Source organism: Stieleria marina (assembly GCA_007741555.1).
Lineage (GTDB): Bacteria > Planctomycetota > Planctomycetia > Pirellulales > Pirellulaceae > K23-9.
Genome location: CP036526.1, coordinates 3,698,515 through 3,723,131 on the forward strand (window position 1 = coordinate 3,698,515; position 24,617 = coordinate 3,723,131).

The 24,617-nt window shown below is 52.7% G+C and carries 26 protein-coding genes and 1 pseudogene; 13 read left to right on the plus strand and 14 right to left on the minus strand.

Features of this window, described 5'->3' with window-relative positions:
* Window positions 1-20: 20 nt before the first annotated feature.
* From K239x_RS13100 to K239x_RS13130, 7 genes are all read left to right on the plus strand, one after another.
* Window positions 21-2,021, plus strand: a complete 2,001-nt coding sequence (locus tag K239x_RS13100; RefSeq protein ID WP_145418512.1) for a trypsin-like peptidase domain-containing protein — start codon at window positions 21-23, stop codon at window positions 2,019-2,021.
* A 94-nt stretch (window positions 2,022-2,115) separates the two neighbouring features.
* Window positions 2,116-3,480: a M6 family metalloprotease domain-containing protein gene (locus tag K239x_RS13105; protein ID WP_419190004.1), complete on the plus strand. Its 1,365-nt coding sequence runs from the start codon at window positions 2,116-2,118 to the stop codon at window positions 3,478-3,480.
* Between the two features lie 52 nt (window positions 3,481-3,532).
* On the plus strand, window positions 3,533-5,059 hold the full coding sequence (locus K239x_RS13110) for a hypothetical protein (RefSeq protein ID WP_145418514.1): 1,527 nt from the start codon (window positions 3,533-3,535) through the stop codon (window positions 5,057-5,059).
* 46 nt (window positions 5,060-5,105) lie between these two features.
* On the plus strand, window positions 5,106-6,131 hold the full coding sequence (locus K239x_RS13115; protein ID WP_145418515.1) for a hypothetical protein: 1,026 nt from the start codon (window positions 5,106-5,108) through the stop codon (window positions 6,129-6,131).
* Window positions 6,100-7,308, plus strand: a complete 1,209-nt coding sequence (locus K239x_RS13120) for a trypsin-like serine peptidase (protein WP_145418516.1) — start codon at window positions 6,100-6,102, stop codon at window positions 7,306-7,308. Before K239x_RS13115 ends, K239x_RS13120 begins: the two co-directional genes overlap by 32 nt.
* A gap of 768 nt (window positions 7,309-8,076) precedes the next feature.
* Window positions 8,077-9,825, plus strand: a complete 1,749-nt coding sequence (locus K239x_RS13125; protein WP_145418517.1) for a hypothetical protein — start codon at window positions 8,077-8,079, stop codon at window positions 9,823-9,825.
* Window positions 9,822-10,319 carry a hypothetical protein gene (locus K239x_RS13130; RefSeq protein WP_145418518.1) on the plus strand — a complete coding sequence of 166 codons (498 nt, stop codon included), beginning with the start codon at window positions 9,822-9,824 and terminating at the stop codon, window positions 10,317-10,319. Before K239x_RS13125 ends, K239x_RS13130 begins: the two co-directional genes overlap by 4 nt.
* 30 nt (window positions 10,320-10,349) lie before the next feature.
* On the opposite strand, the gene K239x_RS29030 is transcribed toward K239x_RS13130, so the two are convergent.
* The 3 genes from K239x_RS29030 to K239x_RS13145 all read right to left on the minus strand — a co-directional run bounded on the left by K239x_RS29030 (window position 10,350) and on the right by K239x_RS13145 (window position 12,479).
* Complete coding sequence (locus K239x_RS29030) at window positions 10,350-10,574, minus strand: hypothetical protein (protein ID WP_473163583.1); 225 nt, start codon at window positions 10,572-10,574, stop codon at window positions 10,350-10,352.
* A gap of 100 nt (window positions 10,575-10,674) precedes the next feature.
* Entirely contained in the window at window positions 10,675-11,406 is a 732-nt protein-coding gene (locus K239x_RS13140; RefSeq protein WP_419190005.1) for a hypothetical protein, read from the minus strand.
* Between the two features lie 332 nt (window positions 11,407-11,738).
* The gene (locus K239x_RS13145) at window positions 11,739-12,479 is read right to left on the minus strand and encodes a hypothetical protein (RefSeq protein WP_419190006.1); all 741 of its coding nucleotides are present in this window, start codon (window positions 12,477-12,479) and stop codon (window positions 11,739-11,741) included.
* A 650-nt stretch (window positions 12,480-13,129) separates the two neighbouring features.
* Here K239x_RS13145 and K239x_RS13150 point away from each other — a divergent pair.
* Both K239x_RS13150 and K239x_RS13155 read left to right on the plus strand, forming a co-directional pair.
* A complete protein-coding gene (locus K239x_RS13150) occupies window positions 13,130-14,083 on the plus strand; it encodes a calcium-binding protein (protein WP_145418519.1) in 954 nt (317 codons plus the stop codon).
* Between the two features lie 230 nt (window positions 14,084-14,313).
* Entirely contained in the window at window positions 14,314-14,907 is a 594-nt protein-coding gene (locus tag K239x_RS13155) for a hypothetical protein (RefSeq protein ID WP_145418520.1), read from the plus strand.
* 34 nt (window positions 14,908-14,941) lie between these two features.
* On the opposite strand, the gene K239x_RS13160 is transcribed toward K239x_RS13155, so the two are convergent.
* The 5 genes from K239x_RS13160 to K239x_RS13180 form a co-directional block, all read right to left on the minus strand.
* Window positions 14,942-15,775 carry a hypothetical protein gene (locus tag K239x_RS13160; protein WP_419190007.1) on the minus strand — a complete coding sequence of 278 codons (834 nt, stop codon included), beginning with the start codon at window positions 15,773-15,775 and terminating at the stop codon, window positions 14,942-14,944.
* Window positions 15,776-15,862: 87 nt separating this feature from the next.
* Window positions 15,863-16,294 (minus strand): SDR family oxidoreductase, encoded by a 432-nt coding sequence (locus K239x_RS13165; protein WP_145418521.1) that lies wholly within the window; start codon window positions 16,292-16,294, stop codon window positions 15,863-15,865.
* 34 nt (window positions 16,295-16,328) lie between these two features.
* On the minus strand, window positions 16,329-16,976 hold the full coding sequence (locus K239x_RS13170; RefSeq protein ID WP_145418522.1) for a peroxiredoxin-like family protein: 648 nt from the start codon (window positions 16,974-16,976) through the stop codon (window positions 16,329-16,331).
* 264 nt (window positions 16,977-17,240) lie between these two features.
* The gene (locus K239x_RS13175; protein ID WP_145418523.1) at window positions 17,241-17,705 is read right to left on the minus strand and encodes a hypothetical protein; all 465 of its coding nucleotides are present in this window, start codon (window positions 17,703-17,705) and stop codon (window positions 17,241-17,243) included.
* Between the two features lie 124 nt (window positions 17,706-17,829).
* The gene (locus tag K239x_RS13180; RefSeq protein ID WP_145418524.1) at window positions 17,830-18,411 is read right to left on the minus strand and encodes a TetR/AcrR family transcriptional regulator; all 582 of its coding nucleotides are present in this window, start codon (window positions 18,409-18,411) and stop codon (window positions 17,830-17,832) included.
* Between the two features lie 565 nt (window positions 18,412-18,976).
* On the opposite strand from K239x_RS13180, the pseudogene K239x_RS13185 reads away from it, so the two are divergent.
* A pseudogene (locus K239x_RS13185) lies at window positions 18,977-19,603 on the plus strand (plasmid pRiA4b ORF-3 family protein).
* 6 nt (window positions 19,604-19,609) lie between these two features.
* Here the strand turns inward: K239x_RS13185 and K239x_RS13190 are convergent.
* The 4 genes from K239x_RS13190 to K239x_RS13205 form a co-directional block, all read right to left on the minus strand.
* Entirely contained in the window at window positions 19,610-19,819 is a 210-nt protein-coding gene (locus K239x_RS13190; protein WP_145418525.1) for a hypothetical protein, read from the minus strand.
* A gap of 61 nt (window positions 19,820-19,880) precedes the next feature.
* Window positions 19,881-20,093, minus strand: coding sequence for a hypothetical protein (locus K239x_RS13195; protein WP_145418526.1), 213 nt, complete (start codon window positions 20,091-20,093; stop codon window positions 19,881-19,883).
* Between the two features lie 233 nt (window positions 20,094-20,326).
* The gene (locus K239x_RS13200; protein ID WP_145418527.1) at window positions 20,327-20,722 is read right to left on the minus strand and encodes a DDE-type integrase/transposase/recombinase; all 396 of its coding nucleotides are present in this window, start codon (window positions 20,720-20,722) and stop codon (window positions 20,327-20,329) included.
* 47 nt (window positions 20,723-20,769) lie between these two features.
* On the minus strand, window positions 20,770-21,162 hold the full coding sequence (locus K239x_RS13205) for a VOC family protein (protein WP_145418528.1): 393 nt from the start codon (window positions 21,160-21,162) through the stop codon (window positions 20,770-20,772).
* 87 nt (window positions 21,163-21,249) lie between these two features.
* Here K239x_RS13205 and K239x_RS13210 point away from each other — a divergent pair, with 87 nt between their 5' ends.
* Both K239x_RS13210 and K239x_RS13215 read left to right on the plus strand, forming a co-directional pair.
* The gene (locus K239x_RS13210) at window positions 21,250-21,723 is read left to right on the plus strand and encodes a YdeI/OmpD-associated family protein (protein ID WP_145418529.1); all 474 of its coding nucleotides are present in this window, start codon (window positions 21,250-21,252) and stop codon (window positions 21,721-21,723) included.
* The gene (locus K239x_RS13215) at window positions 21,720-22,067 is read left to right on the plus strand and encodes a tRNA-binding protein (RefSeq protein ID WP_419190008.1); all 348 of its coding nucleotides are present in this window, start codon (window positions 21,720-21,722) and stop codon (window positions 22,065-22,067) included. Before K239x_RS13210 ends, K239x_RS13215 begins: the two co-directional genes overlap by 4 nt.
* A 313-nt stretch (window positions 22,068-22,380) precedes the next feature.
* On the opposite strand, the gene K239x_RS29035 is transcribed toward K239x_RS13215, so the two are convergent.
* Window positions 22,381-22,815: a hypothetical protein gene (locus K239x_RS29035; RefSeq protein WP_473163584.1), complete on the minus strand. Its 435-nt coding sequence runs from the start codon at window positions 22,813-22,815 to the stop codon at window positions 22,381-22,383.
* Between the two features lie 213 nt (window positions 22,816-23,028).
* Window positions 23,029-24,018 (minus strand): zinc-dependent alcohol dehydrogenase family protein, encoded by a 990-nt coding sequence (locus tag K239x_RS13230; RefSeq protein WP_145418530.1) that lies wholly within the window; start codon window positions 24,016-24,018, stop codon window positions 23,029-23,031.
* 110 nt (window positions 24,019-24,128) lie between these two features.
* Between K239x_RS13230 and K239x_RS13235 the strand changes: the two genes are divergently transcribed.
* On the plus strand, window positions 24,129-24,518 hold the full coding sequence (locus tag K239x_RS13235; protein ID WP_145418531.1) for a winged helix-turn-helix transcriptional regulator: 390 nt from the start codon (window positions 24,129-24,131) through the stop codon (window positions 24,516-24,518).
* Window positions 24,519-24,617 lie beyond the last annotated feature (99 nt).

Sequence of the window (24,617 nt, forward strand, 5' to 3'; positions counted from 1 at the left end):
ACTTTTTAAAGGGCATTCTGATGAACGAGAACCTTGACGCATCGGTCCCGTTTTTGGTCACGCCCAAGCAGGACGCTGGCGGTTTAGAATCTGTCGGGCCACGTCGGAGCATGGCTCAGCGAATGCCGCGTGGTTCCGCCTTATCTTCGGAGTCTGCCAAACTCTCACGGCTAAAGCACATCAAAGAGACCGGCTTCATCTCACCAGCACAGTTTCGCGACTCTGGTCTTGCAGCAGGAGGTTTGGAAGCAATCATTGGTCGCGTTTCTAACTTGCTTCCCGCTTGGTTTCTCGAGATCGGTGCCGCCAACAGCAAAGCGGTTTGTCTCTTGCAAGCTTCGGGAACCAACTACGAAGGCGAGCGTGGGTCGTGGAAAGGGACGGGATTCTTAGTTTCCCCGAACATCTTGCTTACGAATCACCACGTCTTGAACTCCAAGAATGTTGCTCGCAATTCAGCATGCGTTTTCAACTTCCAAGCAAATGTTGATGGCACCGAACGCGAAACTCGTCGCTTTCGACTGAACCCTGACCGACTCTTTATCACAAGCCCCGCAACCGGCAACGGCCTTGACTTTACGTTCGTTTGGGTGGACGGCACGCCTTCCGATTTGTTCGGTACGGTGCGTTTAGATCGCAATCAATTCTCGATCACAAATCGGGAACGAGCGAATATTATTTCACATCCAGATGGACGCCAGAAGACAGTCACCCTCCAGGACAATGTCGTCGACTGGCAAAATGACATGGTTGTTCACTACACATCGGACACCAAGCCCGGAAGTTCGGGTGCATGCGTTTGCAACAATGAATGGAAGCTCGTTGCTTTGCACCATGCGAGCCGGCGATCGGAGAACGGAGAACTGCGTAATGAGGGCATCAAGATCGCCGCCATCGCCACTTGGCTAGAACAGATGATCGAACGCGGCGAGAACGTGAGCCAAGCTTCTGAAGCACTCTCTCTTTTTCGTGGATCAGACGAGGCACTTGGCTATTTCGGTTCGCTTGGCCGGGGCACGGGAGGCACCGATTCGCTGGAGGCTGTAGTCAATGCGTACCGAGGTGAAGCCGATGACATTGACGTAGCGTTTTGGAACATCGAATGGTTCTCAAAACGATTTGAAGACAAAGTCGATGCAGTGGCCCGAATTATCTTCGAGATGAATCTTGACATCTGGGCCTTAGAGGAATCGTCACCAGCGGCAACCGAAAGACTGATTGAAGTATTGAATGAAGACTTTGGACTCAGCTACGAGATGAAAGCGTGCCAACCAAATGCGTCGCAAAACGTACAAACATGTACCGTTATTTGGAACACAGCAACCGTTGAATGCGAGCAAGAAGAGTGGGGTGACCCCATCGAAGAATGGCTGCAGGCCGACAGCAGAGACTTCGATGATCTGGGCCTCGAAGCGGTCGAAGGCAAGATTTTCAATCGCTATCCAGCTCTTTTCCACTTCACTGCCAAAAACCGCCCAGATGACGGTGAATTTGATTTTTATCTCATTCCGCTACATCTGAAGGCGCGTGGCGAAGGGAGCAAACGTCGAAAGTTGGCTTCAAAAATCCTCGCTGCAGCGGTCAACAAGAAGATCGAAGAGGGTGCCGACAAAGATTTCCTTATTGGTGGTGACTATAACGCTGAACTTGCCAGTGGCGACTTCGATGCGTTGATTGAAGCTGATCTAGTCGCCGCAAGCGCCGCGGACGAAGAAGACGGATCATTCACCTATCTCAAGCGTCCGTACTTGTCGTTGATCGACCACATTTTTCTCTCGCCCAATTTGGCAAGCCAATTCGGCAACGATGACTTCTTCATCGTCGCTGCCGACCATGCGGATCCCCGGGACTTCGTTCGAGAAATCAGCGATCATCGTCCCGTACTCATGCGACTTAGTCTGGCTCGCAATGAAGCCTCCAGAGCGACGAGTTCAGGACACGAGAGGATCGACAAAGAGGCGCTAGCCGAGTTAAAGAACGCGATCGGTTTGAACAAAAAGAAAAAGAAGGCAACGGCCTAGGCAATACTTGAAGAGGAGCGACATCGAGATGAAGCTACGAAGACACATTTGCGACCCAGCGAAGCCTTGCTGGGTTCCTCCCGATCCAACGTTGATGCAACGTCTACTGGGGCGTTTTCGCGAGTTGCAAAAGCAACGTCGCCTACCCGCTGGCTGGACATTCCAGGACTATTTCACGTTTTGGCTCTCAAGACGGCGTGGTCGGAATGTTCCAGGTATTGACGACGGACTGATCTCAGAGGTTCAGGAAAAACCGTTTGAGCAGTTGCAGAAGATTAGTCGCCCCGCAAAGAAGCTCGCCGGGACGGTCCGTACGATTGTTCTCTTGGTTGACTTCGAGGATGAACCACACGCCGATGAGAATTCGCTCGGAGTATTCGATGAAATGTTATTTGGTTCGATACCGTCTGGCAGTATGTCCGAGTACTACTCCGAAGTGAGCAACTCGAACATCACCATCGAGGGCGAAGTGCATGGTTGGTTCCGAATGCCGGAAAAATTGAGCTACTACACTAATGCCGGATCAGGGACTCTAACGACCTACCCGCGCAATTCTCAGGGACTGGCTGAACACGCCGTTCAGGCGGCGCTAGCCGAGGGCGTCGACTTCTCTGAGTATGACGTTTTTGGAGAAAAGATCGTCACGGCACTGTTCGTTATCCACGCTGGACGGGGAGCGGAGCAAACTGGATCGCCGCATGATATCTGGAGCCACAAATGGCAAATCCCGAACGGTGGAGTCGAAGTAAGTTCATCACCGAAGATTCAAGCACAAACCTACCTGACAGTTCCCGAAGACTGCGCTGTGGGGGTCTGCGCCCATGAGTGGGGGCATCTTGCTGCGAGATGGGCCGATTACTACGACACCGGTGAAACAGGTGCAAGCCAAGGGCTTGGCATGTACTGCCTGATGGCTTCTGGTTCTTGGGGGGAAGGCGGCAAGTCTCCCACGTATCCCAACGGAATGTTGCGGTCATTCCACGATTGGATCGACGTGCAAGCGATCGACAGCGACGCTGAGGTCGAACTTAGGCCTGCAAGCGAGGGTGGTGGTGTCGTGTTGATTCGGAACAACGCAACCATGACAAACTCTCAATATGTCGTTTGCGAGTTTCGCAAACGAACTGGCATGGACCGCGCGCTTCCCGATGAAGGTCTTGCCGTTTACGTTGTGGATGAATCTATTGAAAACGTAAACGATGAAAACAACCTCGCCATCGAGCTAATTCAAGCTGATGGAAATCGTGATCTCGCCAAAAGCGGCCACTTCGGAAACACGGGTGACGAGCATGACTTGTTCCCGCATCGAAAAGAAAACGGACAGACCATGCGAACATTGGGTAAGACTACAAAGCCTCGTATCAACCTGCCAGATGGTTCATGGTCCGGTATCACGATTCGCGTTTCTACATACGAAGGCCGTTCGTCGCTATCAATCACCATTTCTATTGACGACTAACGAATTTACGACACGCTACTTGTTTTCGCACCTTAGACAAAGAGATACACCTATGACAGATAAAAACGCTCCCGAGCAGTCTTCGTCATCATCGACACCCTCACCTTCTGATTTAGAAGCAGACTTGTCGCCGGATCTTCGTCCAACCGATTTGGTTACTGCGTGGAAGGTGAACGAGCTAGTCGTCAAGTTTCTACGCACACGATACATGGTGTTTTTTTGGGGCGCAATGATTCTCGCACCAGTTGTTGGTGTCATTGGCGGTGCATTTATTGAAAGCCAGCTGTTCTCTGGGTCAATGGACAGGATGCTTGACGATGCCAAGACTTCGCTTTCATCTCAAGTCGATCAGGCGAAAAGCGAAGTGACGAAAAGTGTCTCGTACGCTAAGACTTCGATCGCCGACCAAGTAGACGTAGCGAAGAAAGATATTGCGGGAAGCGTAACTGACGCTAAGGACTCTATCGATCAAGCAAAAACCGATGCGAGGCTGGCAGCGGCGGAAGCAAAAAAAGAAATCTCGGAAAACACCAAAGAAGCATCGCAGTATCTCACTGAAATTCGATCAACCCGTGCGGCTCTTGAATACGTGATGCGGGGAACCAAAACTGGGGAGCTCGCCATGGTTCATGAGCGCAGCACTAAGCTCGAGGAAGCACTTAGAGGTTTTGAGGGAAAGCTCGATAAGCTCGAATCAGATTTGGTATCAGAATACCCAGATGGAGTTGAAGACTTGCTGAAAGTCGCAGACGATACCCGAAAACTTAAAGAAGCGGTTGAGAATATACAGTTGGTGCTTGACGAAGGTGGGCCAGCAGGAGCCCTTGCCGGTGCGTTTTTTAAGATTTACGAGTTTCTTTGCACAGTAGAAGTTCAGCTTTATACGCCACGTAGTACGCCAGCCGATCACCTTGAGACCCTGGCAGCAGAGTGTTCGCAGATTTCAGCAAAGGTTTCCTTCTCAAAGGACGGAAAGAATGAGCTGACTCAGATAATCGATTGGCCTAGTGTTTCGCCGGAAATTTCGTTTGCACCACGATCAGTGGAAGGAGAATTGGTGGACGAAGCCTTGAGTGTTCCAGACGAACTCGAAGGGCTTGGACGTCCCTCGGAACGAGTATTGCGTCTTGGATTCGACTTTCCGGATAACCCACAGTGGTGGAAGATCGCGGGAACTGATACGAGCCAAGTTAAGCGAATCGACTTACGGGATTTCGCGGACTTCAACACGATTCGTATTGAACTTTCGTTTCCTCCTGCACTGGAGGAAACACGAAAGAAATTCATGGCGTGCACCCTTTCGGGAGTTGTGCCTCCACGGCTAATTGATATCACTGCGAACGTCAATCGAGTTCAAATGCCTCTGGCTCACGACAATGTTAAAGGCGAGGAAGTGTACACTGGCTCAATCGATGGAAAGCCGGCGGTTGCAGAAATCGCAGGTGTGGCGAAGACTGAGACAACGGAAGAGGTTAAAGCTGTTCCTGCGCAACTAGGTACGATCGTTTTGACGTTCAGGAAGACGACCGTTTTCGCGAGCGCGAAAGAAGCCTATATCAAAGGGCTAAATATGAAATGAGAATGTCCAATTTCTGAATTTCAGTGTGATCCTCGCCGCTACCATAATGAAACTCAATAAGAAAGAGAGGGAACTTCTGGTTCTCGAACTGGTGGCGTTGTCGGCATCACAGCGGGCTGACTTCATGGCTGCTCATGAGTTGCCAGTGTCTCTCAGTAACAAAGGTGAAGTTCGCGAGCGGATCGTTGATTCAATCAACAGCGGTGATATCGATTATTCCGACATCATCGGCTACTTGGATGCGGTCGTTCCGTGGGGCAAGCAACACGTCTATCTCTACAAAGGACCAAAAGGGTCCACAAAGAACACTTGGCAAAAGAAGGCATGGGTTCTCGATCTCTTGAAGCAACACGCGCCAGACGTGCACACGCTCGCTGGCAGTGCGGCACAGGTCGGGATTCCAGCAGAATTGACACCGACGTCCATCGCAATCACTTCAAAGCGGATTGCTGTGCAGCTTGTTCGTCGTCGGGAGTGGTTTGAACGCGATTCAAGCTACGACAAACAGAGCGAAACCCCCGCAGGTGAACCCATCGAACTTCGCGCCTTTGTTCATCGCGTCATTCGCAACCTGATCGTGTTTGAATGGGATTTGAAATCCAACACGGCGGCGTTACGTATTTCGCAACTCGGCGGGGGCATTCGTTACGAGAATGTGAAGCAAGAAGTCACCGACCTACTCGCATCGTGGCTTCCGTTGAGTACGTTTTCGCTGCTTGATATCCACCCAGCGATTTTGAGCCTTGTAAATCTAGAGCAATCCGGAATTGGAATTACGCGCAGCCACAATTTTGAAGTGCTCACGAGCACCGACCGATCGGTTTCGGTAAGCAGCAACGCGAGCAATACGTCAGCCATCGGGGACAAGGCGACTAAAGCCGTGTTAAAAGCGATTCCCGGTACGGCTGTTGGCAAAATCGGCAATTTCTATTGGCTTCCCAAACCCGGCAACCCTCTGTCCGGAGACCTGCGTGTCGTTCTGGTCGGTGACAAGGATCGAGTTAACTTCACGGCACCCTCCAACGAGAAGATCATTCAGCGTGTACTTTCAGATATCCGCAAGCATTGCTGAAAGTCACTCCGATTTTCAGCCAGAAATCGAGTTCGTTGATGCCGTGTTGGACGAGGCAGAAACAACGTCGACTTATCGCGCAGAACATTTGGCTCGAATAAGTCGTTTGGATCTCGCTCGCATCGAAGCCGTGCTGGACATGTACGCGGATGAGGATGCACTCACTTGCGTAGAAACATTTGCCTGTGAAAATTGCCAAACGCTGGCGAGCCTTGAAGAAATTGAGGACGCCATTCAGGAGAATGGTGTGTTTGAGTGCAGTCGCTGCAACCGCCAGTTCGATCAAGCTGAATATGATCCGACCGCGGCGCTGTCGGTCTACTACTTCGATCCTGAGTCGGTAGAACGCGTCCCCGATAGCGAGATCAGGCAACTCATCGAAAACGCAGCCGAGCCGGCGTTTGATCTTGATCAGGATTCGTTCCTAGAAGAAGCAACCGGACGCAACCGGCTTCTCAAGGTCAGTAAACTGGTCGACTGGTTGCGATTCGCAAATCAGCGAATTTGTCGTGTCCGCTATGACGGTGATGATTTCGGAACTGGTTTTCTCATCGCCGACGATCTGGTTCTCACTTGCCATCATGTCGTGAAAGACTATCTGGCGAAGTCCGATCGAGAGTTTCTATCCGTGTGCTTCGATGCAGTCGGTGAAACGGAAGAAGCAATTATTCCGGTCGATCCGAGCTGGGATATTCCCAATTCAGAACCAAGTGAATCGGACGAACGGGGAACTGACACGCTGCCTGGAGTAGATCAACTTGACTTTGCGATTTTGAAACTGAATACGAGTGTGGGCGAGCAGCGAGGCGCCTTCTCAATTACGGAAACACGCCGACTACCTCGGGCAGGGAATCGTATTTTGATTGCAGGTCACCCTGGCCCAAACGCGCCCTTGCAACCGCTAATGTTCTCAATGCCAGACGACTACATCGGCGAGAACGAAAACGGAACACGCATGATCTACAAGACCAGCACGCTGAAAGGCTCTTCCGGATCCCCCGTCTTCGACCGAAAGTACCGACTCATCGGCTTGCATCACAACCGAGGCGAAGAGGGCGAAACGTTCTTCAAGAACAATCGAGGGGTCCCAACCGCCAAGATCGCCTCGTATTTGAAAACGTCGCGATGGAATGATTTAGAGGAAATAAGAGCGTTGCTCGGATTGAACGAACCCTGAAACGCGTAGTGCACGCTTCGCCCTGGCGAAACGTGTCAGGTGTATCCTCAATATTTGATCTGGCAGAGTCTCTTGATTGGTCTCGCTATTGAAGTGCTGTATTCGCCAATGTAGCAGTGCGCGAGCGACGAATCCCGGGTTATGAAGTCGTAGTATCGCGTGGTGCGCAACCATTCAGCAGTTTTTTTTTTGCCCGGCGTTTACCACTTTTTTGTGTGACGGCGGGTAGATTTCCGCTGTGGACAAATTGTGCGGAGAGACCTTTTGAAAGGAGTTCGGTTCCCTCAACTTCAATTAGACCCTTCGGTTTACTCCGACCGCCGGGTTAACGAACAAGCCGACGTTGGTCTACATGACCGACGCCGGCTTTTTTCGTGCTTTACCGCAATCCTGGTAAGGACTTACGTCAACGCCGGCCGGCGACAGATCTCTCTGAGTGTCTCTGGAAAAGTACTATCCGATCGCCGGCGAAACGGTCTCTGGGGCGATCTCGGCCAAAGGTCTCTCTTGTCTCTGTACTATTTGACCTCAAGGTTATGAAGTCTCAGAGTGCTATCGGAAGAAAGTGGTCAACGTCTCCTGCCAACCGAAAGCACCCGCGATTGGTAATCCCTGAGGTGGAAAATACGGACATGTCGGCTGTCGGTAAGCTAGATTTCTGAGCGGCACCCGCTCGTTACGGTTCTGAGCGCCCAACGATCGCGATTTGATCGGTTGCCCGTGAGTTGTTGAACTGGGGCAGACCTTATCTCTGTAACGATTTTGCGGATGAAGTATGCACTTATCATCACCGGCGTTCTCGCCGGGCTAGCGATCACGGCTCCCCAGCTAGTGGTGTTGGGGTATTTCCTGTTGGTCGTGCCGGGCTTGGTTCTCAACGTCGCGCCTACGGTGTTTGTCTACCTGGCCGTGACGGCGGTCGTTCGACGACTGTTGCCCATCGGCTCGCCCATGAAGGCTACCGCGGTGGCATTCGGTGTCACGCTGCTGCTGGGTTGGGCTGTCATGCAGCCGTTTCGTTTGGCGGCAATCGCTGCGTATCACGCCGACGAGTTGCCTGATGTGGTGCCCAGTCAGGTCATCGAACTTGATGGCCACGTTCGTATCGAAAGGCCGGATCAACGTCGCGAGCCTGAATGTGACTACTTGGCTCTCGCCGCGCTCGACTCGCCGCTGGTGGAAAGTCTTACTACAGTCACCGCCGGGCGCGGAAAACCGTCAGATACTCTACCCTCCGCCGCCTACGCCTTGGTCTCCGCGAAGGCAGATCCCGCCGCAGGCATTTTTCCGAATGAGCCGGGTCGGATCGTCCGCGAGTATCCGCCGCTGGTTCAGGCGAACCGTGGCATGAGGGTGATCACGGCGTCTAAAGCGGTGGAGGCGAATTGGGCGGTGCGATTGGCCGGAGATGAGCGACTGCGAGAGGTCGACGCAATCGAAGATGAGGCGGCGGATTGGATCATCCGCATCGACAGCCAATCGAACTACCGAACTTCTATCCTCCAACGGGTCACAATTCTTGACTCGAAGGGCACGGTCCGTTTTCGCAAGAGCTATCGAAAGCAGGCCGTCCCCGCTCGCATGTTCTACTTCGGATTTCAAGCGACCATGGCTGGCGGCCCAGTATCGGCGTCCTTCCATGTTGGGCGTCAGCTCATGCAATCTGGCGAGCGGTCACTGGAGCCGGAACCCACGCTGTTGCAAGCGATCAAGTTCACTGTTCCGCCGTGTGACGCACAGGCACTGGAACTGCTGCGGGACCAAACCGTGCAAGCACTTGATGACCCGATTGCAACTACCGCGCAGCTCGATTTGGCAAGTCGTTACCTCGGGTTGTTTTTCTTTGACACAAAAACGCAGGACCATGCACTGATCGCGAGGATCGTGGCCGACGAACGCGTCAGAGACATCGAAACGCCAATCAAAAATGTCTTCTCAAACGACAAGACGCCCGCCGCGATGCGGGATGCCTATGTCGATCGAATTTCCATGGACCACACCTCGGCAAGCCTGCGTCATTGGTTAGCCGAGCGTTTGGTAAGTTTTCCGCCAGGAACGTTTGCCAATCCGGATGCGAAGTATCTCGCCATCTGGGACTCACCTGAGATTTACCAACAAGCGGCACCGCTGATTGCGACCTTGGCTGATCTTGGCCCGAAACTCGCGATGCCCAAACTCGAATCAATGCTCGACACCGCGCTTGCGGTGCCGCATTGGCGCGATCGACGCTCAACAATTGACGGAATCCGAGCGGCGCTGATTCGTTTGGGTCCGCAGGCATCGGCCGCAGCACCACGGATACGAGAACTGTTTTTAAGTCGCCCGTCGCCAATCATGAACAGCTCCGGCGACGCCGATCAGTGGCGATTCGCGTTGGCCAGAATGGGTGTCGCGATCGAGGACTTGCCAGTCTTCCCAAATCAATCACCAAAGTCCGTCGAGCGGAACCTCCGCCAAGTATCCGACAAGATGCGACGGTATGAACAAGAAAATGCAACAAGGGAAGAAGAAACATGATCGGTAACTTGCTCTTCTATCTGATGAGCCTCAGTCTGCCATTTGGCCTCGTATTAGCGATGTCGAAACGCTGCTCAGAGCGGTGGAACCGGCTGGCCCGCGCTTATCCAGTTGTTAGTGGCATCGAATGTGTTACCAAGCGAACCATGCAGACAGTGATTCTGGATGGCGTAAGTTTGCAATGGAACTCATATAAAGGCATCGTCACCGTCGGCGTGACGAGCAAGGGAATTCTGTTGAAGGTCATGCCTCCTTTCTCGATCTTTCACCCGCCAATATTGATCCCCTATCGCGAATGCCAGGTCGAACCGAGGCGATGGTACTTGATAGGAAAGACGGTTCAGTACACGTTGCGTCAGGCGGGTGAGCTGAAGCTCATTCTCCACGAAGACACGCAAGAATGGATTGAATCGCAAGTCGCCAGTCTGGCCATCGCACAGGCAGACACTCCAATCAGCGAAGATGAGTTTGCGGTCATGCAGACGACTGGGTGATTCGCAACTCGGCCAGATAGCTCGGCTCTTTCAATCACTAGAAAGCTCGGGATCTTCGAGGTCCGTTTGAATCCAGCTTTCGGAGACGTGAATGTCGGTTGTCTCGAGCGAACCGGGGCCGAGGTTGCTCGCTAGCACCGGATCGGCCACATGTGGGCTCCACACTGGCAGTCCCTCGCTTTCGCCTTCTTCGAGATCGCTGCCCCAAACAACGGTCCTTTGGTAGGATCCACGGCTGCAGTTTGGCTTCGTCATGCTACGACGAGTTTTTGCCTCAGGCAACCCAAAAGCAGATGACGACGAAGCGTCCGCAGAGTTCAATGAGAGATTGTCAATATGCAGTGCACGATTGAATTTATGGTCCGTCAGCAGATTCGCTCATGGACAGGACCAGCGTAATATTGTGCCTTACCTTTTCGTAGGATTCACCACCCTCTTCGCCGGGCGTCGAGAATTCGACACTGCTTCGCAACGTCAGGGTTCCTGTTGATGGCCGCTCCAATTTGACACGGCCTTTGGCATCGGTCTTCACATTCTTACGAAATCCGTTGCCCCCACGGACGAACACCATGCGATCGGCGACGGGCTCGTCTTTCCACAGCAACCTGAACTCGAATTGGTTGCCCACGTCATGCGGTACCAAATCAAGGTCCATTTGTTCAGCGCGTCCAAGTTCGTGCATGGCGTCATGAGATGTGACTGAAAGGCTACGAGCGTAGTAGTGCAGCAAGACGTTGGTCTGCCCGTATGCATAGACGCCAAACTTTCCGTATGCGTCAACGCTGTATTCGTCCGCCGACGGCAAGGCGACCCTCATCCATCGCTTGTCTCGTTGCTTGACCTCAATCGCTTGAACCGGAGCCGGAGCAGGATCTTCGAGCGTCCGAATCCAAACATTGCTTTTGCCCAAGAAATGATCCAGATGGAAACCGTCGCCTGGCCGGGCGGCTTCTTCAAAGTAAATGTGAGTACCGGCATTCTCCGCTGGCTCTCGCGCAACTGAGATCCACAGATAGTGCGCGTTGGCAGTCGCGGCAATGCAGAGGCAAGCTATCGCGGCCAGGCCTCGAGAAACCAATCGATTCACGGATATCTCCAAGATGCAGTTTTCTGTATTTGAGCGAACACGCTTCGCCGCCAATTCTATCACAACCATTTGCAATTACACCGTGGGGACTCAAAGCCAGCTAACTTGGCCGACGTCGGAGCCATCCCCTCTGTGCGAAATTACGGACGGTCAACCGTTGTGATTCTTGGAAAGGTCGTCCGAACATCTGACTTACGATTACGGCCGGAAGGACGGCTGGAATTGCGAAGATCAGGATTTCAGATTTGAAAGGCTAATTTGCAAACACTTCAGCGTAGAAGCAGCTCGGCCGAATACCGATCGTGGTGTGGTGCAATGACTCCGATGCCGGTTTAGTCAACGATGGAGTGTGACATCGTGGAACCATCTTCGCTGAAGTAGACATCCATTACCGTGCATCCTGAATCGTTGATCACATAGTCTTGATCCAGCAAGATCGAATCAAAGACGATGGGATCGGGTTCGTAGATGGTCGTGTTCGCTTTCTCGCGGCTGACGATGGTGGGGACACTTGGAAGCTTGCGAGGAGTCTTGTCAAAGTTCACAAGAGTGGAGCTCGAGTGACTGACTGCGTCGAACTGAAGATAGTAATTCCGGAAAACGGTGCTTCCTTCGTTGCCGGGGAAGATGATGTCCCTTGACAGGTCGGGTGAGGACAATGGTTCGAAAGTCTCCAAGTCTTGGATTTGCAGATCGCAAACAGCGTATTGCGAGTGAGCTCCATCGCCGATCAGCACGTCGGCACCTTTGCCTCCGCAAAAACCGACTTGGTCGATTCCTGCGCTGATCAATTTGTCATCACCATCGTCTCCGTACAGCAGGAACACAGCGCGATCATGAAGGTCGAGCGGTGATTCGTCTGACTCTTCGATCAGAAGAGAAATGCTGTCGTTACCCTCTCCTCCGGAAATATAGATCTTCAGTGGATTAGGCAAACTGATTTCCTCATTGACTGCTGGGTTGTTTGGAAGGTCATCTTCGCGAATCCGGCCGACTGAATCACCGTTGATGAAAAACCGAATTCTGTCGTCGGTAACCAAAATGAGAATTTTGTCGTCATCAGGAGTCCCCACCAAGACGACCGTATTCTCACGTCAGTCCTCGACTAGCACGACGTCGTCAATGTCCACGGGAGAAATAGGCAGGACATCACCAAGGGTCGGAAGGCCGTTCGCGTGAACGTTGGCTGTACTGCCAATCGAGAAAAGAAGCAGTAAAGCGGTAACGAATGGAGTGGAGCGGGAGAACATTGAAACGGACATTATTCGGCTCGTTTGCGGGAGGCGAAACTCGGACACAAGTTTTCACTTGTTAGCCCTAGCGTGCACCAACCCGGATTGTTACCGCCAATATCTGCCACAAGCGACAAATATTCTGCGCCCAGCCCCGTGTGCAGCGCCGTAGTGGATGTCGATGTGAGCCGCTGGCGATAACCACGGGTCTTTGTCAACGCAAAGTATCTGCGTCAACTCAATGAACGTGATTGCTTCGCAGGATTCACCGGTGGGCGTCATCCGGATTTGGGAGACCGCAAAGGGCCCGTGGCTAGCGCCAGCGGCTCACAAAATCGCGTAAAAACTGTTGCCAAAAACCGCAACGGTGTTGCCCCGTATGCCACTAATCGAAGCTGGCGTTCTACCATTCAAGGAAACGTCCGTAACAACGACAGTCGCTCTTCGCTATGCACATTGAATGTTCTTCTCCATCCTAGCGGAAACCCGAAATGTCAATTTCATCATACGTCACGGACTCGCCCAAACACTCACGTTCACCAAGAGTTGCCAACTTGCTGGGTGGCCTGTGCCTGTTCGCGGTGCTCACGTCGATCACGCACGCCCAGGCTTGTTCTGCTCAAAATTTTCCAGTCCAAGACCAGCTACGGCCACCTGCCGAGTCGGAAGAAGGCGAGATCTACCTTGATGAACAATTGGTGACCGTTTGCGGAACGGATGACAACGACAAGATCGTTATTAAGATTCGCAAGGATCACATTCGGTTTGAGATCAATGGTGAAAGTTCAACACTTGACGAGGACGACTATCCATCCGCTCTAATAGGAATGGGGCCTCAAATGACGCATGCAACAATTGCTATTGCTGGCCATGACGGGCACGACGACATCGAGATCATTGACGAACTGCAGGATCGTCACATTGAAGACGTACTCAACGAACTGAGCGATATTGAGATCGTTGTCCTTGGTGGTCCAGGAGATGACCGACTAACTAGTAACTCTGTGACCAACTGCACGATGGTTGGCGGGACGGGACGGGACTGGTTAGTAGGCGGAGCTGGCGAAACAATGCTGGCGGGCGGGATCTTGAGCTGCCCGTCTCTGAACACGCTTCTATTCGCAAGTTACTACCCTGATCTCGAACGTGACCTTCTCGTCAGTGGCGGAGACCGAACTCATCTAGTCAGCCAGTGGTTCATTCGCTATGAGCCCCTCCAGTTACCGACCAACGTGCATCAAGTGGTTGGCAACCGCCATCTAGTGCCGACAAGCAAGGTTTCGATTGTGAGTCGCGAGAAAGCAGGTTTCGAAGTCAGCCCGCCACCAATCATTGAGGACATTCGAATCGAGATCGACGGGGTCTGGGAAAAAGGCCTCTGTGTGAACACCGCGATTGTCTTCAATGAATCGATGGAGCAAGTCGATTCGTTCATGATCGATTGAGTCGCCCATCTCAAGTCGTCGCCTTTTTCCTTTCAAGATACCGTTGCCTTTGCGTGGGGCGTCCAACACATTATGCGCCTATTTCTCCAAGGATTGTGATCGCAAGCACATCACGGTGAGCGGATCCGCTGCCGACAAATTCTTTTTAGCAGATTACCCGCAACATTCAGCCTGCTTTTCCGCTCTAGCGGAAGTCGAACTAAACCACCTCTTCACTGAAAGCAGAAACCATGTTCCTTCAAAAACTATCAAACGCCGCCCGTCATCTTCAGCTTTCCGGATTCGCCCTTTTGATCGCATTGGGTGCGTCAGCCGTGTGTTGCAGTGACGTGCGAGCGCAGTCTGGCCCGCCATTGGCGAACGATGAGTTTCGAGACGTAAACCGCCCTCTTGATTCAGGCAAAGTCACAGGCTCGGGAGAAATCTTTGGCTTCGATGACTTGCGAGAGTCGATGAGACTGTATGACGTCTATAGCGTGGACACGATCGCGACGAAAATGACGTATGGACTAGAGATATTTGATGCCATGACTGGCCGTTGGGAAGTCGTGTCATACGGCGCCCCTCCAAACTCTAGTGTTCTCAGGGTCATTGACTACTCTACAGCCGTAGAGGCAGGTGAATTCATCGTTGAGCACGGCGAGTTTCTGATCATGTATCGCGTGATCAAGATTCCGCCAAATGAAATCGACTGGCGCTACGAAATCACCTTCAACACTCGCGAGCAAGCACAGGCGTACGCAGATCTACGCGAGCAGGAGAGTAACTACACCGTGCTCACAAAGATCGAAAGCCGGAATCGATTGAACTTCGACTCGCCCTAATCCAAAGCGAAGGCCGGCGATCGCTGACGCGACATCAAGCGATGCACATCATGTAGAAGCCCAGCGAGCCTACGGCGGAGATCAGCAAAACGAGCATTAGGTAGGCGATCGTTCGTTTTGCACCGAGACGAATCATCCAGATGCCAATCAAAAGCTCGGCAGTGGTCAGCAAAAACGCTAACCACTGTGATTCTTGGAAATGTTGTCCGATCATTTGACTTAGGAAAGCCGCCGGGAGAAAGGCGGGCATTCCGGCAATCATGATTGCGAGTGTTGGCAGTAAACGGTCGAGTTCGTCGTAACCTACGACCCAGGCGTACGGCAGAATCATGACCCCGATCAGTGCTGATGCGGCTAGACGATGATGTGGTGTTTTTACACACAACCAAATCAAGTATGCATACGCGCCGGCGCACGCTATCCCGCTCAACACGAGGGGGAACTTGGCAAACAACGCAGTCGCCACTGCAACACCAGCGGTTATCATCAGCAATGTGCGAACCGAGAATCGCATTGGCTTACGTGGTGCGTCGCTTGGCGGTTTGGCACCGATAGGTAACCACGGCAGAGCCACGCAAAACGCAGCAAATGCAATCGCTGACCATAGCGGCACCTTCCACAGCAGCGGCGACGGGCGGCTCTGGTCGGAGTCGGTCCAGGCATAGAACCCTGGAATAAACCAGCCGACGAGCAAACTCACCGAAATGAAAAGCGGGAAGATCGGAACTCGCGATGTCAGCTTGGAAATTTCCATACCTCTTCTAGAGCCCTTTTCGGCTAAATCACGGCGCCCTTTCTGGGAAATCGTGGCCGATCCTTCGCGGAGGCGCAACGCAACAACGATGCAAGCACGCTCGAAACGCTGCAAACTGATCAATAGGCAATGCCACAGTGTTTGGCTTTGGGCCGACATCACTACTAGTGGCCACTACGCTGGTTATTAATGCGTTGTTCCTTAGTTAGATGCACCACCATCAACGCGAAGATGTTGTCCTGCGATACAAGCTGCGTCTTCGCTGGCGAGGAAGGAAACAACTGCTGCGATGTCATCCGGGCGACCGAGACGTTCGAATCGCGAACGATTGCGGAAAAATTCCTTCCGCTCTTCGGTGCTTTCGGCAAACATGCCCGGCTGGGTTGCTCCAGGGCGAACACTATTGATGGTGATTTCTCGTCCTTCCGTTTCATCAGAGACGTCAGCCGAACGCGTAACGGCAATGCCGCCCGCGCCGGAAACTTCCTTCGCGACCGACTCAGCGGCTTCGCGGTTGCCTCCGTCATGAACCACGACGTTGAAACCATCTTTGGCAAGTCGCTGGCAAATTTGACTTCCGATTCCGCCTGATCCACCCGTGACGATCGCGGTTCGCTGATTGGATGATTTCATGGCATACCCTTCCATACTTGGACGTTCAAGTTAACTACTTTCCTGCTGCCGATGACACAGCCGCGACGACATCCGCAGGTTCCGCCCGCTTCTTGTAATCTGCATCCAAGAACGCGTAAGTGATCTTGCCAGATTGATCAATGACGTAAGTTGCTGAAAGCGGCAACTCCATCGCATCGTTGCCGTTGTATTCAGGCAGCTTCAGCTTGTCTCGGTACATGGGAATGATCGGCTTTGGCAGTTGAAAGACCAGTCCATACTTGCGTGCCACAGCGTTGCCTTTGTCGTGAAGAGCGACAATTTCCAAGTCGTTTGCTTCGGCCGTTTCCTTCGCTTTTTCAGGCAATTCCGGTGTCAGCACAACCAACTTCGCGCCCGCGTCCTCGATCGCGTTCAGGCTCTGCTGCATCGCACGAAGTTGAACATTGCAGTACGGGCACCAGCCGCCGCGGTACCACATTAAAACGATCGGGCCGTCCTTCCAAAGGCTGCTGAGTTCAACAGTCTTGCCGTTCCATCCTGTAAGCTCCGCATCGACCGCTTGGTCACCGACGTTCTTCGCAGACTGTTCGATTCCCGTCTCGCGAACGGTGTCGATTCCTTCGGAAAATGTTTTGCGAATAGTCTCAGGTAGTCGAGTCGCGCTGGCGTCGGCTTTCTGCTGGAGAAGTTCGGATAACATTGGTGTCGCTCCTGTAGGGGAAGTCTTGGTGGGTGTGGCCTGCGTGCTCGTGTTCTGCGTGCTCGTGTTCTGCGTGCTCGTGTTCTGCGTGCTTGCGTTCTGGGCGGTTGCGGTGCCAGTGATGCAAACACCTGCAAGTAGAATCGCTGCGGGAAGGTAAGAGGTTTTCTTCATGTTCAATTTTCTTTATACGTGTGAAAAAGAGGCGGCATGGTTGCCAAAATCACCAGCACCGGTGCTGGTGAAAATGCATTGATGATGTGCTTATGAGGCTTCGATCGTTTGCATTTGTGCGGCGTCGGCTCGCCCCTGCAGCAGCTCCGGAATCTTGCTGTATCGCGACAGAGCGTTTGTGATCGCCACCGCTACGATTGCGATTGCAATGTATACCAGTGCCCATTTGGGATCCGTCCGGAGAAAGAACTCCGAAAACAGGGCTCCAGCCATCGCGCCAGTCGCATAAAGTGTATTGAAGGTGTAAAGGAGCTTGACCTTCTCGTGCTTCTCCTTCTTTAGCAGCAGGATCAGGCAATTCGTAAAGAACGACAGTGAGGCGTATCCGATGATGAAACCGGTCGTGATCCTGAAGAACGTGGGGTCGATTCCGAGCGGTTTGGCCATGTCCACGAATGCCGCAACAGAAATCGGCCAAGCCGCCAGTTTGGACACGGTAAACCGGACAAGAATGAGGCCACAGGCGGCGTTGAGTAGGGCTAGTAGCGGTCGCATGAATCGGCCTTTTTTGTTTGCCGGAAGTTGATTGTCGGTAGTGAAGGAAATCACAACGTTGTTTTGACCGTTCGGTCCAAAACGTTTGTAAATCTACGGATTATGTCTTCTTGGTGATTACTGCCTAGGTAATCATCGCGGAAGCTTGCTGAGCGATTTGCTGCAGCGTTGATTTTCCAAACGCTCCCCGACCTAACACACGAATACCTGCGACAAGTGCGATCAAAGCGTTTGCGGTCGGGCGTGTCTCCACGGAATCGGGAATGAGGTTCAATTCTTTGCCTCGTTCGATCCGTCCTTCAAAGAATGAACAAACCTCCTTCAGCCCCGCCGTGACAATTCGCTTCGTTTCATCGTCATGCGATGGATACTCCACTGCCGTGTTGAACAGAAAGCACCCCTTCTTGTCGCGATCGTTCAGCGAAGCCTTGACGAGCGAGTCGAAGAACATAGTGATTGCTTCGCGAGGATCATCGACCGTTTCCAGCATCCGCAACTTCTTCGTTCTTCTTTCTCCGCCGTACTTCAACAGCGAGCGTACAAAAAGATCCCGCTTTCCGCCGAACGCGTTGTACAGACTTCCTCGTTTGATTCCAGTCGCTTCGGTGATGTCGGAGATCGAAGTCGCGGAATAGCCTTTCAGCCAAAAAACTTCCATCGTTCGCTCGATCACGTCTGACTCGTCGAAAGATTTTTCCCAAGGCATCGCAATTCTCAGTTTTGTCTAGTCAGCCAACTAGCGTAGATGGTCTGGACCGATCGGTCAAGACACGGGCAAATGGCAACGAGCAGACTCACCGCAATGAGCAGCGGGAAGATGGGAACTAGTGATGCCAGCTTGGAAATCCCCATACTTCTTTGAGAGCCCGTTCTGGCTCGCCCACTGCGCCCAGATCCAAGCAACAACACCAATGAGATTTGAATGTTTGATTGTGTCGCTTAGATTCCAAAAGTCGGTAAACTGCTCTAGAGTTGCCGTCGTTCTCGTGCAAAGGTAATTCAATGGCGGACTTCACTTCAACTCAGGGCCGGTATCTATCCGACATTTATGCCTATACCGTTGGCTTCGGTTTGCCGCCCGCAGAATCTGAAATCGCTGCGGCCATTGGTTTCTCACCACCGTCTGTGAACAAGATGATGAAGACGCTGGAAAAAGGGGACTCATTCATCGCGAGCCGGGGGTGCCGCGTTCAATTCAGATTCTTGTTGACGAAACACTGAATCCGAAATGGTCTGGCGGCAAGATCACTCGGGTCGTCCGCGAGTGGGTGATGACGAATTCCAAAGCGAGTAAACAAATTCAGTCAGCTCTCGCGAACGATACTCGCGAGCAACCTGCGGAGATCTATGTCATCAAGATCACTCTATCGGGTTCCAAACCGCCGATTTGGCGTCGCATCGAAACCGGTGACGTGTCCCTGGCCAAACTAAATGAGTTAATTCAGACCGCGATGGGCTGGACGAACTCTCACTTGCATCAGTTTGCGATTGGTGAAGACTGCTTTGTGGAGCCACGTTGTCTTGAGGAGGGGATGATGGATTGGGTGGAATCCTACTCAGGAATCACGGTCGCCAAACTGGTGGCAAAGCATGGTGCCAATCTGAAAATGCGATACGACTACGATTTCGGTGATGGCTGAGAACACAAAATCGTACTGGAAAAAGTCGTAGCTTCAAAATCCGCCGTCTCCTATCCGCGGTGCACTGCCGGTAAGAACGAATGTCCGCCCGAAGATGTCGGAGGCATCTGGGGCTATTACGAGTTCCTAGAAGCGATCGGCAATTCCAAGCATCCTGAGCATGAACAGTTGATGGAATGGAGCGGCCCATTCGATGCCGCCGAGTTCGACAAAGCAGAAACAAAGTTCCTGATGCAAACGGGATTGCCGTCGTGGTAGAGCGGCTCAGTCCAATAGCCCACGTTTGCGCAGCGACGACTGAAGCATATTGAGCGTTGTGTGGGCTTTGACGATTTTTTTGGCACAATCGTGAGCTAACTGCTTGCCCGCTTCGTCACCAACGGCTTCTCGAATATCGGCCAGGATCTCTGCGGCTGCCTTGTAGTTGAAGCCAGTGAGCAGACGCGTCGCGACAACCACGCCGCTGTTGAGCAAGCCCAGGCCTTCCTTTTGACGGTGATCGACTTAGCCAACGACCACACCGGAAAGTCGTCGTTCATCTTGGTCCTTTCGCGAGCGAGCTTGGATATCGCCGGCGTCCTCGTCCAAGCGACCAGCGACCAGCGATGAACTTGACGACAAGATCCACCGAGCCCTCGCCATCACGCAACTCAAACGCGTTCTGTCCGGTCACGCCTTCGCCCGAGGAGCGATCTTCGGTCTCCGCAGCGAAGAAATCATCACGCAAGATCAGTCCGAGGAATTTCACGAACAACTTAAATCGTTGTTAACCACTATTCACGAACTCGCCGAGACGGCCTGGTCACAGGGTGACTGCCCACACAATTTGGTGTTGATTGAGTGTCAATAAGTGTTCCTCAAATACCGCAGTCTGGAACCCTAGTCCTTGCCAATTGCGCACTAATCACTTTTCGCCTACCCTGAGGTGGTGACCTGATCCCGGGCGCGCCCAGGGCTTATTCTCGACCTGGTTGAGTGGATTTAAACTGGTTGGGTGTTTGGTAGCCAAGACTCGAATGCTTTCGATCTTGGTTGTATTAGATTTAAGTAACTTCCGAGTTCACGCTCTCCTTTAGATACAGTCTCGTATTCGGTCATCTCGAGTTCAGTCTTGATTGTTCCAAAGCAACTTTCGATGAATGCGTTGTCATAACAGTCGGTAGCGCGACTCATGCTCTGTCGAATTGATGAACGCCTAAGAATCTGGCGAAAGCGATTGCCAGCGTACTGGCCACCGCGATCGCTGTGATGGATCAAGTCACCCTCGGGCTGTCGAATCATAATCGCATCTTTCAGACTTCCAACGACAAGTTGCTCGGTCATCGTTACATCGAGTTTCCATCCGATGAGTCGTCGCGAGAAGCGGTCCATGGTCATCGACAGTCGTTTTGCCCTTTTCGCCGTTTAACGTTCTGCTTGAAGCGTCAATTTCCACCCACTGGCGAGCAGATTTCGACGAGGTAACCGTTGTTGTCCCGCACGTAGGAGACCGTTTGTCCCCATGGTTGCTTTGCCGGATGTTTGGCAGCGGAGGCGCCCGCTGCGATGGCTTTGTCGAATGCGACCTGCACGTCGTCGGTGACCAGGGCCAACTCGACACTCGGTGCGTCGCCGTCAGCGGTTGTCTTTCGATAAGCAAACCCGTGCGAGTCCGCGAGTTCTTCCGATGCAAACGCCAAAGCGGTTTCTCCCGTGCCCATCTGGGCGTAGTCGCCACCTTCATGGGCGAAGCGACAATTCAGGCCAAACGCGGCTTCGTAAAACGCGACCGCTTCGTCGACTTGGGGCACGTATAGAATGATGTATCCAAGTTTCATCGGTTTCGGATCCTCTGGGCTCGGGCAACTTCGTTTGATCATCTAGAATCGTGGCCTACAACTTACGGTCCGACGATTTGATACACCATGAGTGACTATCCCTACAACTTCGACGCCAAAATCGTGAAATACGGTTTTGGAAAGGTGCAGTTTTCAATCGTCTACGTTCCGAAGGAAATCTTGTCCCAACTGGACTTTGCGGAATCAAAGCGTTTGCGAATTGACGGCGAGATCGAAGGCATCCGCATCGAAGCGGCTTTGATGCCCAGAAAGGGAAAGTGGTTCTTGATGGTTTCGAAAAAATTGCAGAGGCTGTGCGGCGTCTCTCTGGGCGACCGCGTATTCATTTCGTTCGATATTGCCGACAAAGACGCGATCACGGTGCCGATGGAATTGCAGTATGCGCTGGAAGCCAACGATGCGGCTCGGGAGGTGTGGGACAGTTTGACGGCCGGCAAGCGTCGCAGTTTCTGTTACCGAGTCGATTCGGCCAAGATGGTCGAAACACGTGAGCGACGTGTCGAAGAAGTCATCGACACGCTGATGGAGCACGCCAAGTGAACGAAACAGGCATCATCACATGGCAGGAGTTCCAAAACGTGGACCTGCGAGCGGGAACGGTCACATCGGTTGACGAATTCCCTGAGGCTCGCAGGCCGGCGTACAAGATCACGGTCGACTTTGGTTCCGAGATCGGCGTTCGCCGCACGAGTGCTCAAATCACGGTGAACTATACCAAGGAGGAACTCATTGGTCGGCAAGTCATCGGAGTGGTGAACTTTCCGCCGAAGCAGATCGGACCCATGATGTCGGAAATTTTGATCGTCGGATTCTATCACGACGACGGTTCGGTCGTTCTGGCGGTTCCCGATCGGTCGATTCCTAACGGAGCCAAGTTGGCGTGATGAAAGGCTGAGCGAGGAAGGTTGAGTGAAGGAGGAAGCCAAGTTGATTTGAAGACCCGGACTCGGGAGTTTGCTTTGCGGATCATTCGTTTGTGCTTGTCTTTGCCGAAGAGAACCGAGGCCCAGGTGGTGGGCAAACAGATACTTTGCAGCGGGACTTTGGTTGGGGGTCTCACTACCGCGAGGCACTTGTGCCCGATCGGACACTGAGTTCATCAACCAAATCGAGGGCGGTCTTCAGAAACTCGAAGAAACGGTTTAGTAGCTGGAATTGCTCGTCCAGTCCGGTACAGTCGAAGAAAATCGGCTGCAGCTATTGATGCAAGAAGCCAACGAACTGACGGTGATTCTTGTCACCTGTACCAAGAACGCACGAAATCGAAAAAGGTGATTCCTCCTTCATCCCTCCCGAATGACTGACGCAGAAAAACGAAACCTCATTGAGCTGCTCGATTCGCTTGTGATGGCGGCGGTACCGTAATCGACCAAGGTCGCGAAGTACGGTGGGACGCTTTACACGCTGAAGCCCGACGAGAAGGAAGGGCAGTTCTGCGGTGTGTTCCCGTGCAAAGCGCACATTCAGTCGTCGTTCGCCAAAGGCAGCGAACTCGACGATCCTGACGGATTGCTCGAGCGCGTCGGCAAGTTCCGTCGGCACCTGACGTTCAAGAGGCTCGATGACGTCGATGCGAAAATCGTCAAACGATTCGTCAAAGCATCCAGCAAGCATTAACAGGGCCATGGACATGCGTTGTGCAGTGAGAGAATCACGAAGTGCACGATGATCAAGATGTTGAGGGGGTGATTCATAACTGGCTTCTGTTTCGCACAGAAAGTTTTATTGCTGTTGTGAACACGGATTCAATAGTATCGTCAGTCTCTCTGCACTTTCCTTCATCGAGAGCATCGCTATGGGGTGGGGAAAATGCGCGCACGAGCGGCAACAGGCTGGCAGCCTGTGTTACGGGTTGTCGACAACCACTTTTCCCATCGCTTTTCCGCTTTCCAGTCGCGCGTGCGCTTGTCCTGCTTCCTCCAGCGAGAATCGCTTTACATCAAGCACCGGTTTCAGTCCGCCGGAATCGCAAATTTGCGCTAGGTCGCTGAGTATTGCTGCGTGCTGTTCTCGTCGGGAATTGTGCAGCATCGGAATCAGCATGAACACGACATGCAACGACAGACCTTTGAAGTGAGCCGGGGTCAAATCCAGCTCGCACATTGAAACGGTCGTGGCGACTTGGCCGTTCAGTGCAGCGGCTTCAAAAGAGTTCGTCAGGTTAGTACCACCAACCGAGTCGAACACGACATCAAACCCTGCGCCGCCGGTGTGCTTGGCAACATACTGCTGCACCGTTTCAGTTTTGTAGTTGATGCCAATGGCACCGAGTTGTTCGATCAGTGCAAGTTGTTTCTCGCCGCCACCTGTGGAGTAAACTTCGGCGCCCCAGTGTTTTGCCAGTTGCAGTGCGATGTGGCCAACGCCGCCGGACCCGCCATGCACCAGAACCGTCTGTCCTGGCTTAATGCCCGCTCGCTGCAGTCCTTCGTAGGCAGTGATCGCGACCAGCGGCAACGCGGCAGCTTCTCGCATCGACAGGTTCTTTGCCTTGTGGGCAATCAAGTTACTGTCGGCAACCATGTATTCGGCTAGCGTGCCAGGCAAGTCAGCCAATCCGCCGGCACAGCCATAGACTTCATCGCCGACTGAAAAATCATTCACGCCATCGCCGACTGCCTCGACCGTTCCGGCGAAGTCCATTCCTAGAATGGCTGGCGTGTCGGGCGATAGAGGCAAATCCTTCCCCATGCTGCGAATCATTGTGTCGACCGTGTTCACGCTCGACGCGGCGATCTTCACCAACACGTGGCCAGCCTTCACTTCTGGTTTCGCAACATCCGCCGCTTCAAAGGTCGCGTTCTCGCCATAGGCGTTGATGAGCATCGCTTTCATATTGTTTGTCCTAACTTATTGAGAATGATTGTCTTTTCCCCTGCCTATACACATAATAAGAGTACGACTTTATCGAACAAGTACGCACATTTCGGACACGTAGGCACAAAATGGATACCAAGAACAAGCCCCGGCACACCAGCTATGAGCTGCCCGCTTGTCCCGTTGAAGCGACGCTGGAGTTAATTGGCGGCAAGTGGAAAGGCGTCATTCTTTTCTATTTGTTCGATGGTCGGCTTCGTTTCAGCGAACTCAAGCGGAAAATTGGTTGTGTTACGCAGCGGATGTTGACCAAGCAACTTCGCGAACTCGAAGCTGCCGGATTGGTCAATCGAATCGTCTACGCCGAAGTGCCGCCGCGAGTTGAATACGAACTCACCGAAGAAGGTAAGTCGCTCAAACCGATCGTGAAGTCGCTAAAGAAATGGGGTGAAGAGCACGCCATGGATTTGATCAACGAACGTCATCAGGCAGTTCTAAGTGAACAAGCATGTGAATGATTTGGAAGGTTGATGACAAATGCGTCCGCTTTGACTTGCTGCGTGATACGGCTCGTGCTAGCTCACGCAAGGTCGCGACGACATCATCGGGGTCGGCTC

Coding starts and splice junctions, on each gene's coding strand:
- K239x_RS13100 (WP_145418512.1), top strand. CDS start 21: ATGAACGAGAACCTTGACGCATCGGTCCCGTTTTTGGTCACGCCCAAG.
- K239x_RS13105 (WP_419190004.1), top strand. CDS start 2,116: ATGCAACGTCTACTGGGGCGTTTTCGCGAGTTGCAAAAGCAACGTCGC.
- K239x_RS13110 (WP_145418514.1), top strand. CDS start 3,533: ATGACAGATAAAAACGCTCCCGAGCAGTCTTCGTCATCATCGACACCC.
- K239x_RS13115 (WP_145418515.1), top strand. CDS start 5,106: ATGAAACTCAATAAGAAAGAGAGGGAACTTCTGGTTCTCGAACTGGTG.
- K239x_RS13125 (WP_145418517.1), top strand. CDS start 8,077: ATGAAGTATGCACTTATCATCACCGGCGTTCTCGCCGGGCTAGCGATC.
- K239x_RS13130 (WP_145418518.1), top strand. CDS start 9,822: ATGATCGGTAACTTGCTCTTCTATCTGATGAGCCTCAGTCTGCCATTT.
- K239x_RS29030 (WP_473163583.1), bottom strand. CDS start 10,574: ATGACGAAGCCAAACTGCAGCCGTGGATCCTACCAAAGGACCGTTGTT.
- K239x_RS13150 (WP_145418519.1), top strand. CDS start 13,130: ATGTCAATTTCATCATACGTCACGGACTCGCCCAAACACTCACGTTCA.
- K239x_RS13155 (WP_145418520.1), top strand. CDS start 14,314: ATGTTCCTTCAAAAACTATCAAACGCCGCCCGTCATCTTCAGCTTTCC.
- K239x_RS13165 (WP_145418521.1), bottom strand. CDS start 16,294: ATGAAATCATCCAATCAGCGAACCGCGATCGTCACGGGTGGATCAGGC.
- K239x_RS13170 (WP_145418522.1), bottom strand. CDS start 16,976: ATGTTATCCGAACTTCTCCAGCAGAAAGCCGACGCCAGCGCGACTCGA.
- K239x_RS13175 (WP_145418523.1), bottom strand. CDS start 17,705: ATGCGACCGCTACTAGCCCTACTCAACGCCGCCTGTGGCCTCATTCTT.
- K239x_RS13180 (WP_145418524.1), bottom strand. CDS start 18,411: ATGCCTTGGGAAAAATCTTTCGACGAGTCAGACGTGATCGAGCGAACG.
- K239x_RS13200 (WP_145418527.1), bottom strand. CDS start 20,722: ATGACCATGGACCGCTTCTCGCGACGACTCATCGGATGGAAACTCGAT.
- K239x_RS13205 (WP_145418528.1), bottom strand. CDS start 21,162: ATGAAACTTGGATACATCATTCTATACGTGCCCCAAGTCGACGAAGCG.
- K239x_RS13210 (WP_145418529.1), top strand. CDS start 21,250: ATGAGTGACTATCCCTACAACTTCGACGCCAAAATCGTGAAATACGGT.
- K239x_RS29035 (WP_473163584.1), bottom strand. CDS start 22,815: ATGTCCATGGCCCTGTTAATGCTTGCTGGATGCTTTGACGAATCGTTT.
- K239x_RS13230 (WP_145418530.1), bottom strand. CDS start 24,018: ATGAAAGCGATGCTCATCAACGCCTATGGCGAGAACGCGACCTTTGAA.
- K239x_RS13235 (WP_145418531.1), top strand. CDS start 24,129: ATGGATACCAAGAACAAGCCCCGGCACACCAGCTATGAGCTGCCCGCT.